Annotated in this window: 11 protein-coding genes; 8 read left to right on the top strand and 3 right to left on the bottom strand. The window is 49.3% G+C overall.

Annotation, left to right across the window (positions count from 1 at the left end):
- The first annotated feature begins 20 nt into the window (after positions 1-20).
- Positions 21-653 carry a LysE family translocator gene (locus L6442_RS01805; RefSeq protein ID WP_212979209.1) on the top strand — a complete coding sequence of 211 codons (633 nt, stop codon included), beginning with the start codon at positions 21-23 and terminating at the stop codon, positions 651-653.
- A gap of 111 nt (positions 654-764) precedes the next feature.
- On the opposite strand, the gene L6442_RS01810 is transcribed toward L6442_RS01805, so the two are convergent.
- The gene (locus tag L6442_RS01810; RefSeq protein WP_237100181.1) at positions 765-1,088 is read right to left on the bottom strand and encodes a hypothetical protein; all 324 of its coding nucleotides are present in this window, start codon (positions 1,086-1,088) and stop codon (positions 765-767) included.
- An 834-nt stretch (positions 1,089-1,922) separates the two neighbouring features.
- Here L6442_RS01810 and L6442_RS01815 point away from each other — a divergent pair.
- The 5 genes from L6442_RS01815 to L6442_RS01835 all read left to right on the top strand — a co-directional run bounded on the left by L6442_RS01815 (position 1,923) and on the right by L6442_RS01835 (position 10,639).
- Positions 1,923-3,644, top strand: coding sequence for a fibronectin type III domain-containing protein (locus L6442_RS01815; protein ID WP_373871823.1), 1,722 nt, complete (start codon positions 1,923-1,925; stop codon positions 3,642-3,644).
- A 109-nt stretch (positions 3,645-3,753) separates the two neighbouring features.
- Complete coding sequence (locus L6442_RS01820; protein ID WP_212981627.1) at positions 3,754-4,431, top strand: helix-turn-helix domain-containing protein; 678 nt, start codon at positions 3,754-3,756, stop codon at positions 4,429-4,431.
- Positions 4,410-5,309, top strand: a complete 900-nt coding sequence (locus L6442_RS01825; protein ID WP_272880345.1) for an IS3 family transposase — start codon at positions 4,410-4,412, stop codon at positions 5,307-5,309. Before L6442_RS01820 ends, L6442_RS01825 begins: the two co-directional genes overlap by 22 nt.
- Positions 5,310-5,909: 600 nt before the next feature.
- Complete coding sequence (locus L6442_RS01830; RefSeq protein ID WP_212978419.1) at positions 5,910-6,161, top strand: hypothetical protein; 252 nt, start codon at positions 5,910-5,912, stop codon at positions 6,159-6,161.
- 707 nt (positions 6,162-6,868) lie between these two features.
- Positions 6,869-10,639, top strand: coding sequence for a glycosyl hydrolase family 18 protein (locus L6442_RS01835; RefSeq protein ID WP_212978418.1), 3,771 nt, complete (start codon positions 6,869-6,871; stop codon positions 10,637-10,639).
- A 24-nt stretch (positions 10,640-10,663) separates the two neighbouring features.
- Here the strand turns inward: L6442_RS01835 and L6442_RS01840 are convergent, their stop codons facing one another.
- The gene (locus L6442_RS01840) at positions 10,664-10,963 is read right to left on the bottom strand and encodes an MGMT family protein (RefSeq protein ID WP_212978433.1); all 300 of its coding nucleotides are present in this window, start codon (positions 10,961-10,963) and stop codon (positions 10,664-10,666) included.
- 240 nt (positions 10,964-11,203) lie between these two features.
- Here L6442_RS01840 and L6442_RS01845 point away from each other — a divergent pair, with 240 nt between their 5' ends.
- Together L6442_RS01845 and L6442_RS01850 are read left to right on the top strand one after the other, a co-directional pair.
- Positions 11,204-12,802: an ATP-binding protein gene (locus L6442_RS01845; RefSeq protein ID WP_212978417.1), complete on the top strand. Its 1,599-nt coding sequence runs from the start codon at positions 11,204-11,206 to the stop codon at positions 12,800-12,802.
- A gap of 119 nt (positions 12,803-12,921) precedes the next feature.
- On the top strand, positions 12,922-13,227 hold the full coding sequence (locus L6442_RS01850) for a hypothetical protein (protein WP_194231883.1): 306 nt from the start codon (positions 12,922-12,924) through the stop codon (positions 13,225-13,227).
- Positions 13,228-13,277: 50 nt separating this feature from the next.
- Here the strand turns inward: L6442_RS01850 and L6442_RS01855 are convergent, their stop codons facing one another.
- Positions 13,278-14,081, bottom strand: coding sequence for an AraC family transcriptional regulator (locus L6442_RS01855; RefSeq protein ID WP_212978416.1), 804 nt, complete (start codon positions 14,079-14,081; stop codon positions 13,278-13,280).
- Positions 14,082-14,238: the final 157 nt, after the last annotated feature.

A 14,238-nucleotide genomic window follows, 5' to 3' on the forward strand; every position in this document is an offset into this window, starting at 1 on the left:
TATCGATAAAATGCATGGAGATGGGGTGTATTGCACTGCTATTTTTAAGTAGCGTTATTTTAGGCCTGTCGGTGGCGATTCCCATCGGGCCTATTTCGGTTGAAATGATTCGGCAAGGATTAAAAAGAGGCTTTTTCCATGGCTGGATCGTCGGGCTGGGGGGGATGACGGTCGATGTGATCATGATGGTTCTCCTTTATTTTGGCGCTTCGGCCATCATGATGACACCGGTTATTCAGCAGACCATGTGGGTCATCGGGGCGATTTTCCTATTTTATGTAGGATATGGAAGCATTAAGGAAGCGTCTGGCATACATGCCGGCGAAGATGGATATGAGAAAAAAACATGGCTTTCTTCCTACAAGAATGGGTTTTTGGTGGCCGTTTCACCGGGAAACGTCATTTTTTGGCTGAGCGTTTTCGGGACGCTGCTGGCGGACAAGCTGGGAAATCCGGATAAGCATCATTTTGCCATGATGGCTTTCGGCGTGATCTGCGGCATTCTGATTCATGACATTGCATTGATGCTGCTGGTCACGTACGCGAGAAAACTGCTGAACGGGCAATGGATCAAGAGGGTTTCGGTTTGTGCCGGCCTGGCTTTGATGGGGTTCGGGGGCATGTTTGTTTGGAAGTTTATCCATTCCTTGTAAATGAAGCCGGCCAAAGAGGCCTCCAATCCAACAGGTGAAAGGAGCCTCTTTTATTTTTGCTAAAAGCGGGTCTGTTTTCTTTGAGAGTGCGTCTTTAGACAATTTTTGTTCCTACGTATACAGCAGCGTAATAACCAGCAATTCATAAAGCACAAGCGGCAGAATGGCGTTGCTGTAATACAGCCCTCTGGATTGCCTATGGTGGGAAGGCGGATACGTGACGCTGATGTACAGCATTCCTTTTTCGCAATGCGTCAGCACGCCTTCATAAACGCTGCCGTCCAGCATTTGAACCCGAACCGACTGATTGCGGTATTTCTTGCATATCTGGCTCACCCGGTCGCGGATGTTATGAAGCGTTTGCGCAACATGAGGTTCGGCCTGATATAACACGGGTTGCGCCGGCATGCCGGATGAATATGGGGAAAGGCTCATGGATATGACCTCCGTCTTTGAATGGATTGCAATAGTGTATGCGCCTGCCCGGAAGGAAGTGACATTAGCCCATATAGCCATATCTTAAAAATCGTTGATTTGTATTATTTAAATTGCAACTATTGATCTATAGCAGAGTTTGTTTCATTTAATTACAATAAAAACAAGTTTATGGATATCTCAAAGTCCAAGTCTCAATAAAAAACGCTTTGTTTGATTCGAGTGAAAACCCGATTGTCCCGCTTATTTTGTTCCTCCCCTTCTTTATGCAAGCGTTATCCATTCCAGAAATATGTCCTCATGAATCCGGCGGATATGCCCGGAAGGACATGCTCTTCCCAGTACATTTTCCAGCATGAGTTCATTCAAACCTTAACTCCTTATCTTCGTGCTCTTGAATTTCTCTGTATCTTCACGTCTTCACGTTTTCATGTCTTCACGTCTTCACGTTTTCACGTCTTCACGTTTTCATGTCTTCACGTCTTCACATCTTCACATCTTCACATCTTCATGTCTTTGTTGTCTCCATGCGCTTTCCGCATATCAACCATACATGTTTTGCAGTCGTTTTATTGGAGTCTGTTTGGCGTCTGTTTGGCGTCTTTAGGGTTTTGCCCAAATCCGGCGATGCCTGCGCCCAGACATTTACAGATCGGAGCGGGTTTGTTTCGGGCTGCATATGTTTACGGGCGGTTGAAGCCGGACCCGCGCAAAATCCTGACCCAAACAAAGGAGGTGGCTGGATAGCACTAGAAGCAGGCAGAAGTAACGGAAGCTTTTAATAATCGATTAGGAGGCGATGATATGGGAAAAGTTTTATCTCCAAAAAGTAAAATGGTTAGAAGATTTCTGCCCTTATTCGTTATTCTGGCATTGTTCGTCGGGCTGCTGCCGTCGATGGCATCCGCCGCGGACCGCGGGGCATGGGCTCCCAACGTGGCTTATGCGCTGAATGATACGGCGACCTACGGCGGCAGCACGTATAAAGCCATTCAACCGCATACGTCATTGGCGGGCTGGGAGCCGCCGAATGTACCTGCATTGTGGCAGCTTGTCAGCGGCGGCGGAGGCGGCGATCAACAGGCCCCGACCGCTCCGGCCAATTTAAGATCGACAGCTGTGACCGCATCCAGCATTTCACTGGCTTGGGACGCTTCTACCGATAACGTTGGCGTCACCGGTTATGACATATACGAAGGCAGCGGCATTGTCGGCAGCGTGTCCGGCACCACTTTGGCGTTTACGCATAATGGACTGGCGCCTGATACGACCTATTTGTATACGGTCAAAGCCAAAGACGCAGCCGGCAATGTGTCTGCCGCAAGCAATGCGTTAACGGTGAAGACCAGCGGCAGCGGCGGAACGGATACAGAGGCGCCCACGATGCCGACGAATCTTGCGGTAACAGGCGTAACAACCTCCAGCGTTTCTCTCTCCTGGACGGCCTCCACCGACAATGTCGGCGTCACAGGTTATAACGTTTATCAGGGAACGACGCAGGTGATGTCCGTTACGGGTACAACGGCGACGGTTACCGGACTGGCGGCAGGCACCTCATATACGTTCAGGGTTGCAGCCAAGGATGCGGCCGGCAATGTTTCTCCGCAAAGCGCCGCCGTAACGGCAACGACCCAAAGCTCCGGCGGCGGAGGCGGCCAGCTTCCGAAGCATGTGCTTACCGGATACTGGCATAATTTCATTAACGGCTCCTCGAATTTGAAGCTGAGCGACGTACCGGATCAATACGATATCATCGTGCTGGCTTTTGCCGATATGGATCTTTCCAAGCCGGGCGGAGTGACGTTTAACGTGGATTCCTCACTATCGAACGCTCTCGGCGGATATACCAATGCCAACTTGATCAGCGACATTCAGGCCAAACATGCGAAAGGCAAAAAAGTCATCATCTCTGTCGGCGGTGAAAAGGGGAACATTAATCTCGGCAGCGCATCTCCAAACATCGCGAACTTCGTCGACAGCATGTACAACATCATGACGACTTACGGCCTTGACGGGATTGATATCGATCTGGAGAATGGCATGAACGTAGCGAACCTGACCACCGCAGTCAAGCAGCTGCAGCAGCGTGTAGGCTCCGGATTTATTTTGACGATGGCGCCGCAAACGATTGATATGCAGAGCGCAAACACGTCTTATATGCAGCTGTATAATAACCTGAAGGGTATTACGACCGTCATTAACGTCCAGTATTACAACTCCGGCTGCATGCTGGGGCGGGACGGCAAATGCTATTCCCAAGGGACCATCGATTTCCTGACGGCATTGTCCGACCTGTCCTTGCAGTGGGTATCCCCGTCGCAGCTGGGCATTGGCGTACCCGCCGTATCCGCTGCCGCAGGCGGAGGTTATGTATCGCCGTCCGTCGTGAATAACGCCCTTAGCTGCCTTGCTAACGGAACCGGCTGCGGAAGTTATAAGCCTGTCGCCAAATACCCTGACTTCCGCGGCGCCATGACATGGTCCATCAACTGGGATAAGACGAGCAATTACAATTTTGCCAATACGGTCAAACCGTTCCTTGTTTCATTGCCGTAGCATTCCTTAGCCGGGTAGGGCTGTCTCCAAAGGCCAATTGGCCGTGATATGCTCCCCTTACGGTAGACAGGTGAAATAATAAAACCTGCTACTGTAAGGGGGCTTTTTTATGCCTAATAAAAAATATGATGCGTCAGAGAAACTCGTTATTATTGGTGAAATCGAAAGCGGGGAAATTGGCGTTAAAGCTGCAGCCGAGAAATACGGTATCACCAAAACGACTTTGGCGAAATGGCGGCGTCGTTACAAGGTGTATGGTTATGAAGGGTTAGAGAAACGCACTCATAATCGAAATTATAGCGCTGAGCTTAAGCTCCAAGCGGTGAAGGATTACATAGAGGGAGGATTGTCTCAATATCAGATCATCGATAAATACAAGATTGCAAGCAGAACGCAGCTTTCCAACTGGATTAAGGAGTATAATCGTCATAGCAGCTTAAAAGCTTACTCAGGAGGAGCGAAAGCAATGACGAAGGGGCGTTCGACGACTTGGCAGGAACGGATCGATATTGTGCAATACTGTCTTGCTCATCAGTATGACTACCGTAAGACAGCGGACCATTTTCAGGTCTCCTACCAGCAAGTCTACCAATGGGTGAAGAAGTTTGAGAATGGCGGTCAGGATGCGTTAAAGGATGGCCGGGGGAGAAAGAAAGCGCCGGAGGAACTAACAGAGGCCGATCGCCAAAAACTCGAGATGAAAAAGATGGAGTATGAAATCGAGCGGCTTCGGGCGGAGAATGCATTTCTAAAAAAGTTACGGGAATTCCAAAGGAGGCGAAGCTAAGCCAATACCGTCATGAGAACGTCTATCTTACTATTCAAGCGCTTCAGGAAGAAGCGTTGTTCAGCGTTCAGCTGCTGTGTGACATTGCAGACATTTCACGTTCAAGCTATTACAAGTGGCTAAATCGCAAGCCCAGTTCCCATGAGCAGGAGAATGCAGAGTTAACGCATGTCATGATGTCCATTTATGAGAAAGTCGAGCGTACCTTTGGATACCGTCAATTAACGTTGCACATGCGCCGCCAAACGGGAAAAACGATTAACCAAAAGCGCGTGTACCGGCTGATGAAGATACAAGGAATTCAATCTGTCATCCGGAGGAAGAAAAAGAGATATGCGAGATCCACCCCACAGCAGGTGGCAGAGAACGTGCTGAACCGCAAATTCACTGCAGATGCGCCAAATGAAAAGTGGGTTACGGATGTGACGGAATTCAAGTACGGCAATGGCCAAAAAGCGTATCTAAGCGCTATTCTCGACCTTTATGATAAATCCATCGTTTCCTATGTATTCGGGCATTCCAATAACAAACCTCTTGTATTTCAGACGTTGAAACGGGCCTTGCAAGAAGTACCAGGAAGCAAGCCCATGCTTCATAGCGACCGGGGTTTCCAATATACCTCTCTGGATTTCAAGAAGCTCTTGGACGATGACGAAATGACTCAGAGTATGTCACGTGTTGGACGATGCATCGATAACGGTCCAATGGAATCTTTCTGGGGAACCCTAAAATGCGAGAAGTATTATTTACACACCTACCATACCTTTGAGGAGCTCGAAAAAGACCTCCAGGCCTATATCCACTTTTACAATTACGAACGATTACAAGCAAAACTAAACGGCCTCAGTCCGATGGAATTCAGGACAAAGGCCGCTTAATTGATTTTTATTTTTTGTACTGTCTACTTGACGGGGTGCAGTTCACCGCGGAGGCAGCCTTTTTTTAACATATCAAGAAAGTATAAACTTCCGGGGTCCCCGCAAAGTAATCGGAATAAGGTTCAAAGGTTACACGTCACTTTGTGGGGTGAATTTCCGGGGTCCCCGCAAAGTAATCGGAATAAGCTTCAAAGGCTACACGTCACTCCGTACTTTTGTTCCGCAAAAGCGCCCCTCTTTGAGAGGCGCCCTTACTTCTTTCCGATACTCTTTGTGGGGTTATTTTAGGATTGGATAAGCAATGACCGCTAATCGCGGCTCTTGCTTCTTGGAAAGTATGTCGTTAGACGTTTTTCGTGTCTGATGCGCGCAGGTAACGTTAGGTAGGCCGGAAAAGGGAGGGTAGTGCACCGTTATCAGGATATAGCGGCAAACATAATAGCGGCAAACATAATGATTAGGAAGAAGCAGCCTGCGAACACAGCGGGCAAGCAGGCAGTGCGATGGATGCTCGACTGAGTTACTGCGATAAAAAGGAAAAGGCTGCGGAGCTGCATTTTTTAAGAGAAAATAATCTTTCTAGGGGGGAAACATGCGAAATTGCATGTCTTTATCAGACAGCCGAGTCATGTAAAATACAGAAATGTTGCGAAAGTACATCCTTTTCAGGCCTTTGATGGCGTGGAACGCGAAATTGTTGCGAAAGTGCACCAATTTAATCATGAATCGTCTATTTATGCTCAAAAGGTGGAAAAAAGATGCACTTTTGCAAGCTTCTTAGCCATGATTGCTGGAACAATAAAAATAGCTGCACTTTTGCAACTTACCAGATGGAAGATGGAGCAGGCATGATGAAATTGATTCGAAATGCATGTTTTGGCTGTTTCAATGTACTTCTCTCATCTTGGGATTTTTTTACTTTAAGTGCGTGTTCAAAAAGGTCGGTTTCAGCACCAAGGCTTATGCTTCCGATGTGCGTTTTTTCAAAACGTCAGTTGAATGAAGATAGGGACGCAGGGAGCGGAGCCAAACGTTTTCGTAGAAAACGACATCGTAAGCATCTGCTTGTAGTGGGTACGTGAGCACCTGAAATGTTTCCGGAGGAAACATACTTCGTAAGCATTCGCTTAGGCCGCCCACCCGCGTTCTTTTCCAACCCAAATAAGGTTTTTCTCGCAAATGTATCATTTTTGGGAATGCGGCTGAATCTTCGATTAGATAAATATATCCCCGCATAATAGAAAAAAGCCCCTGAAAACGCCTAGTGTATCGAATATAATATTGCTTACCGAAGATAACTCAACCCTACCTATCCCCTATGTTTTAATATTCTCTTCTATGTTTTCACATCAATGAAATCTAGCCTTATGTAGACGAAAACTCCTTAGTCCATGGCATATCTGCCTGATCAGTCAGAATTTTCGAAAAGTCATTAAGTCTGGTCCATCGCGGCCGGGTTTAATAGCAATGCACTGCCGATAAACTCCGGGATTGGAGGTGAATCGCCCGTTTGCTATTGGACGGCGCATTGCATCAAATCTGATAGATTGGGGTGTGTTATGAAAGCGCTTCATAGAAGGATGGGATGGAAGTATTTCGTATGTTTCGTTTGCACAGCTCTTATTGCTTCTTCATTCGCTTTTACCGGAAAGGCGGCCAGCACTTCCGACACTCGGGGGCATTGGGCGGAGGAACTCCTCGCCGGCTGGCAGGAACATGGGCTTCTTAAGGGTTATTCCGACGGCTCTTTGAAACCCAATCAAGCCCTGACCCGGGCCGAATGGATGGCATTGGTCAACCGGTACTTCCAGTTTACTGCCGAAAAGGATGCGACCTTTACGGATCTGAAAGCCGGTCAGTGGCAATATGCCGAAGCCGTAAAGGCGCTGCAGGCAGGCTATGCCTCGGGTTATCCCGATGGCTCGATCCATCCGGATCAGCCGGTCACAAGAGAAGAGGCTGCAATGATGCTGGCCAAAATTCTGAAAGCCGGGCCGGTCAATGATACCGAACTGCTGCAGCCATACAAAGATTCTGCCGCCATTTCGTCCTGGAGCCGGCAGGCGTTGGCTTACCTGGTGCAGCAGGGGAAATTGGGCGGATACGCGGATGGCACGCTAAGGCCCAAATCGACCTTAACCCGGGCCGAGGGCGCTGTCCTGCTCAGTCGTTTTCCGGTGGCGCCGTCCCCCACTGTAACTGCAACTGTTTACAATAAGGCCGGGACGTATGGTCCTGCCGTCGGAAGCGAAACCGTTCCCGGCGATGCCGTTATATCCGCGCCGGGTGTTACGCTGCAAAATTTGGTGGTTCGCGGCAACCTGATCCTGGATCAGGGAATCGGTTCAGGCAAGGTGACCTTAAACAATGTGAAGGTGGAAGGAAAGCTTATCGTGAAAGCTGCAGGCATCAACCTGGAGATCAACGGAAGCGCTGTCAATTCCGTTGTTATGGATGGACAAGGCAATACGCTGCAGTTGGGCAGCGATGCAAGCATCGCAAGCTTGGTGCTGAATGGACAAACGAAGGTTCTGGGCAGCGGAAAAATCCAGAAGGCGACCATCAATGAAGGAGCCAAAGGATCGTCGTTCCAGACGACGCCGGTGAGCGTGGATGGACCGCTGGCAGGTACGATCGGCTCAGGCTCATCCGGCAGCTCCGGATCAGGTTACACATCCGGAGGAGGCGGTTCAAGCGGCTCCGGCGGCTCGGGCGGATCCGGTGGGGGAACCGGCCCGGGAGATGGAGGCGGAGACGGCGATACCACTGTTCCGCAGGCTCCGGTCATTACCGGCGTTGCCAATGACAAGGTATATACCTCCGGCGTGCTCCCGAATTGGCAGGATGCCGCGGATACAACCAGCACCGCAACGCTGAACGGGGCGGCTTATACCAAAGGCAGCGGCATCATCGATGCCGGCGAATACACGCTTGTCGTCACCGCGGTTCATAAGAAAAGCGGCAAGAAAGCGAGCACAACCGTCAAATTTTCGATGAAGCCGGAAACCAAGCTGATCGGTTATGTCGCAGGTTGGGAGGATTGGTCGCAAAAACGGCCGGTGGATGCCTCCAAGCTCACTCATATCAATTATGCGTTCACCCATATCAAGGACAACAAAATCCTTCCGATTGAAGATCAAAATGATGATGCAAACTACGCATACCTCCAAAGCCTGAAAGCCCAAAACCCGAAGCTGAAAATATTGAATTCGGTTGGCGGTTGGGGAGCGGACGGCTTCTCGGATGCTGCGTTGACGGCCGAATCCCGCAATGTTTTTGCCGATAGCATCATCGAATACGTGAAGAAATACAATCTTGACGGCATTGATCTCGACTGGGAGTATCCGACCCAGGATGCCGGCGGCATTGTAACGGGAAGACCGGTCGACAAAGAAAATTTCACCTTGCTGCTGAAGCTGGTCCGGGAGAAGCTGAACGCGCTCGGACTGCAGCAGAACAAATATTATGAGTTGACCATCGCGGCCGGAGCCGGGTGGGGATACCTGAACGGCGTGGAGATCGAAAAGATTACTCCGCTGCTGGATAACATCAATATCATGACCTATGACTTCGCGGGAGCCTGGGTGCAAAATACCGCCCATCATACCCATTTGTACGGGCCGAATATCAGCGCCGATCTTTGCGTCGAAGTATTGCTGAAAAGTGGTGTGCCTGCTCATAAAGTCGTGCTTGGCGCAGCCTTCTATAGCCATAAATGGACTGATGTGAACGGGGAAGGTCCGATCGTGGGACGGAAGGCCAAGGGCAGCGGCGATACGCCGTCTTACAGCGCAACCATTGCCGCGTATAACGAAGAAACAGGATTTACGCGTTATTGGGATGAGGATGCCAAAGCGCCTTACCTGTTCGACGGACATACATTCCTGTCCTATGATGATCCTGAATCGCTGTCGGAAAAAGCAAAATATGTGCTTGACCACAAGCTTGGCGGGGCTATGTTCTGGGAGTACAGCCAAGATACGACGGGCGTTCTGCTGACGGCATTGTACGACAGTCTGCATGGCAAACCGTTTGAAAAGGATACAACCTCGGTTCCCGATGCGCCGGTCATTGCGAATGTAACAGAGGGCACTGAATATGCGCCGGGACTGGTTCCAAGCTGGACCGATGCACCGCAAACGGCAAGCGCTTCCTTCTTGAATGACGCCGTATATGAGAAAGGAACTCCGATTACGCAGGCCGGAAGTTATACGTTAACCGTTATAGCGGCGCATGGCAAAAGCTTCAAAACATCCAAAACGACGGTTCATTTCACGGTCAAGGAAAAGGAGCAGCCGGCTTCGGGCCCGAAAGTGATCGCTTATGTTCCGGGCTGGGTGGCCTGGTCCGATGCCCGTCCAATTGATGCAAGCAAATTAACGCATATCAATTATGCTTTCACCCACATCGAGGACAATCGGATCCTTCCGATCGAAAGCCAGTACGATGAAGCGAATTATGCCTATCTGCGGCAGCTTAGAGACCAAAACCCGCATCTGAAAATACTGAACGCGATCGGCGGTTGGGGGGCCGACGGTTTTTCGGATGCCGCACTGACGGCGGATAGCAGGGAAACCTTCGCTTCAAGCATTATCGAATACGTCAAAAAATACGATCTGGACGGCATCGATCTGGACTGGGAATATCCAACCCAGAACGCCGGGGACACAAAGGGAAGGGCGGAAGATAAGGAAAACTTCACTCTGCTGCTCAAATTGCTGCGGGAGAAGCTGGATGCATTGGGTGCGGAGAGCGGCAGAAATTATGAACTCGCAATCGCTGCCGGAGCAACGCAAAGATATCTGGAAGGCGTTGAAATCGGGGAAATCGTTAAATATGTGGACAACATAAACTTGATGACCTATGACTTTGCCGGCGGTTGGAGCAGCAAGACGGAGCATCATACGAATTTGTATGACGGAAGCATCAGCTTGGATTCCACGGTCAAACTATATCTAAACAACGGTGTTCCGGCGAACAAACTGGTCATTGGAGCGGCGTTCTATGGACATAAGTGGATCAATGTCAAAGGGGAGGAAGGTAATGGCTTGGGCCAGGGAGCTGAGGGAACGCCGGAAACTCCGACTTATAATGACATTCTCGCCGAATATAACGAAGAGAAAGGTTATGTCCGGTATTGGGATGAGAAAGCACAGGCGCCATACTTGTTTGACGGAAGCACCTTTATTTCTTACGACGATCCTCAGTCTGTAGCGGCCAAAGCCCGTTACGTCCTTGACAATGGGCTCGGCGGAGCGATGTTTTGGGAGTACAGCCAAGATGCGTCGGGGACTTTGCTTGGCGCCTTGGCTAACATCTTGAAAAAATAACGCAAAAGCTAATTCAGAGCTTGCCTAAGCTCCATACACGGATAGATCAATCCGGCCGTTTAGGCCGAATTCGACCCCTTCATCTTCAAGCAGGGATCGCTGCCGAAACCGGGATTCGTCATCAAGCAGGGCGATTTCGCCCTTGGCGTTGACGACCCGGTGCCAGGGCAGATCGTATTTGCCGCTCATGGAATGCAGAATTCTGACGACTTGCCTGGCGGCGCGCGGGCTTCCGGCTGCGGCTGCAATACCGCCGTAAGTCATGACCTTTCCTGCGGGGATGGATTTGATCTGTTCAATAACGGCCTGCGTAAATGGCTGCATCATATCTCCTTTGGTGCCCGGGACAGAGATGTCCCGGCACATTCCCTTTTTGGTTGAACACAGTGTAACATACATTAGCCCCTTAGCGTCTAATAAGATATATAAAACGTTTTAGTGATGGATTTCGCTTGTAATGGTATGATAAAAGGAACATTCGCAAGTATATAAACGCTTGAAGTTTTGAGATGATTCGGACCATAACCGAAAGAAACAAAGTACAGTAAAAAAGAGGTATTCAGCATGGGAAGACCATTATGTGAAGCCAATGATGCACATGCCATCGCGGCATCCAAACAATATTGCAAACAGACCGGAGTCAATCCGGATGAGCCTCCCATATTTAACCGGAGATACAGCCATGCCGAGCTGGCGGGCAAACGGGCGCAATACGGGGAGTATATTGAGGTCATCCATTTTTTCATTCATAAATTTTTATCCTCGATTTCAGGCAGTCCCATCATGATCGCGATATCGGATGATCAGGGGTATATTCTGGAATTTACAGGCGATCCCGCCATTATTCATATGATCCGTCGCATAGGCATTGAAGAGGGGATCCAGTTCAACAATGATGCGGGCACGAATTCCATTGATTTATGCTTGACCCACCAACGTCCCTTCCAGCTTGTGGGCCAGGATCACTACCACAAGATGCTGCATCGGATGGCTTGTTATACTGCTGGTTTTCACAGCGATAACGGCATGATTTTGGGGACGATTTCGCTCATGATGGATATTGATTTTGCCCATCCTCATTTGCTGGCGCTGCTGTGCACGATAGCGGATTCCGTGGAGCGGGAGCTTTTGCTGCGCAGACAAAATACACAGCTGCAAATATTGAACCAGTTCCTGCTGAATACGAATTTCTACGGGGTTATCGTTACGAACGGGACCGGCACCATTCTGGAGATAAATGAACGCTGCCGTTCGATGCTGCAGCTAAGCAATCAGGATACATATGAGGGCACCTCCGTTTTTAATATAAATCTGATCAGCTGCTATTTTCAGCGCGCCATCAAACGCCACGAGGAATGTATCGGTGTTGAGCTGTGCATGACGCTGAAGGATGGCGAGCGCCATTATATGCTGGACGTGCTTCCCGTCTACGACTCCGGACGTTCCGTGGTTCGCGTGGTGGGAAGCATTCGCGATATCACGGAAATGAAAAAGACCGAGGAATTGCTGAATAATACGGAAAAGCTTGTTTTTGCCGGTCAAATTGCGGTCGGTATCGCCCATGAAATCCGAAATCCATTAACTACGGTTAAGGGGATGCTGCAGCTATCGGGGAAGGACAACCGGCTTCGGCATTATGACTTGATCATGTCGGAACTTGAGCGGATGAATCTGATCGTTGGCGAATTTCTTGTTTTGGGCAAGCAGCAGGCTGTCCAGTTCAGGCAGGAATGCTGTTATCAAATTCTTCGGGAAGTGCTGCATCTGTTTGAAATTCAAGCCGCTCTTAACAGTATTACCATTGAATGTACCGTCCACGAAGATCATATGATCTATTGCGATCGCAACCAAATTAAGCAGGTATTCATGAATATTTTGCGAAACGCGGTGGAAGCTTTGCCTTATGGCGGGCATGTCCGGATTTCTCTTGATCGGGAGGATGTCTTTCAAAGAATCAGGTTTACGGATGACGGCATGGGGATGAGTGCCGAAATGCTGCAGCGGGTCGGGGAACCTTTTCAGACGACCAAGGTGGAAGGCAACGGCCTGGGTATCATGATCGTCAAAAAAATCATCGAAGCCCATAAAGGGCGAGTGGCGATTAACAGTGAAATGAATAAAGGGACACAGGTGGATATTGATCTGCCGATCGCTAAAGTATGATCAAACAAATAAGGGCTTCCAAAGGTTAAGGCAGAGATCTTTGGAGGCCCTTTGTTTTATGGATGCATTTGTTAAAATATAAATATATTTCATATTCCGCATGAGAGGAGCGGTTGTTCTTGAACCATGTCGTACAGGCCCGACGGTACAGCATGTGGAGCTGGCTTGCCTTGGGTATGGGGATTATTTGTTTTATATGTGTATTCGGCGGCCCCTTACGGATCGTCCTTGGCAATATTTATGCGGCCCTGATATTGGGGCTGGTCTCGCTCGCCGGATTTGTCATCTCCGCGGTCGGACTTACTCTCAGATCGGAAAAGAAGGCGCTGCTGTGGATTTCGCTTGGCTTATCATTTTCCCCGTTTATTTACAAAGCGCTCCTTTTTGTCGGATTATTGACCGGATGGATTTCTTTTGCTCCTTAACAGTGAATTTCAAACCATCAACCAAGGCTTCCTCGGGACAAAGCGGTATCTTAGCCTCCCAGTACCATCCGCCGGTATTCATCGGGGGTACAGCCTACAACGGCTTTGAAATCTTTAATAAAATGCGGCTGGTCATGATAGCCTAATTCCATCGACAGACGAGAGAGATCTACGGGCAGGCGCTGCTCCATCGTTTCCGCCGCGTTTTGCAGACGGTACAGCCGGATCACCCATTTCGGATTAATGCCGACGTATTGATCAAACAAACGCTGAAGCTTGCGGATGTGGATCCCAAAATGAGCGCAAACCTGCTCCACCTTCGAAATGTCATGTTCGCTTGCGATATGGTCAATGATCCGGTTTACGAATACGATCTGCTCATCCTGCGGCGGCAGCTTCGACAGCAGCAGCTCATCCATCGCCGCGACCATGTCCTGCTCGGCTGAGAGGGGCAGTATCCTTTTCTCAAGTTCCGGGCCGTCCACATCCAAAATGTTCTGTACTTCAAGCGGATGATCCACCAGGGTGGAAACGGGCTGCTTCAGGAATGGATAAAAGCCGCCAGGTTTGAATTTTACGCCGAAAACCATCCCTTTTCCATGGATCGGATAGGAGAATTTCCGAGGGGACGGGCCGAAAAAGAGTGTTTTTTCCGGTTCCACGACCAGATTGACGCAAGGGTTGGGCACGACATGCTGGAAATAAGGGACTTCGTCCGTACAATTCCAACTGACAATCCAATAATGTTTGATAAAAAAACTTAACGCATCCGATGCGGCATGACGAGTTAGATTGAATTTTCCCTCACCGCCCGCAAGATTCAGAACACCCATACTCGGCAATTTGGCATGCATGAGAGAGTCACGGCTCCTTTCTCCTTTTTTTTTCGGAACAGACGTTCTTGTCGTGTTTTTACAATACAAAAAAATGTCTTTCGAGATAGGATTAGTTTAGCACAAAACCATAAGCACAGAAGACAAGCCGATACCAAATGAAGCGACAGAAAAGGAG

The organism is Paenibacillus azoreducens (assembly GCF_021654775.1).
Classification (GTDB): domain Bacteria; phylum Bacillota; class Bacilli; order Paenibacillales; family Paenibacillaceae; genus Paenibacillus_AQ; species Paenibacillus_AQ azoreducens.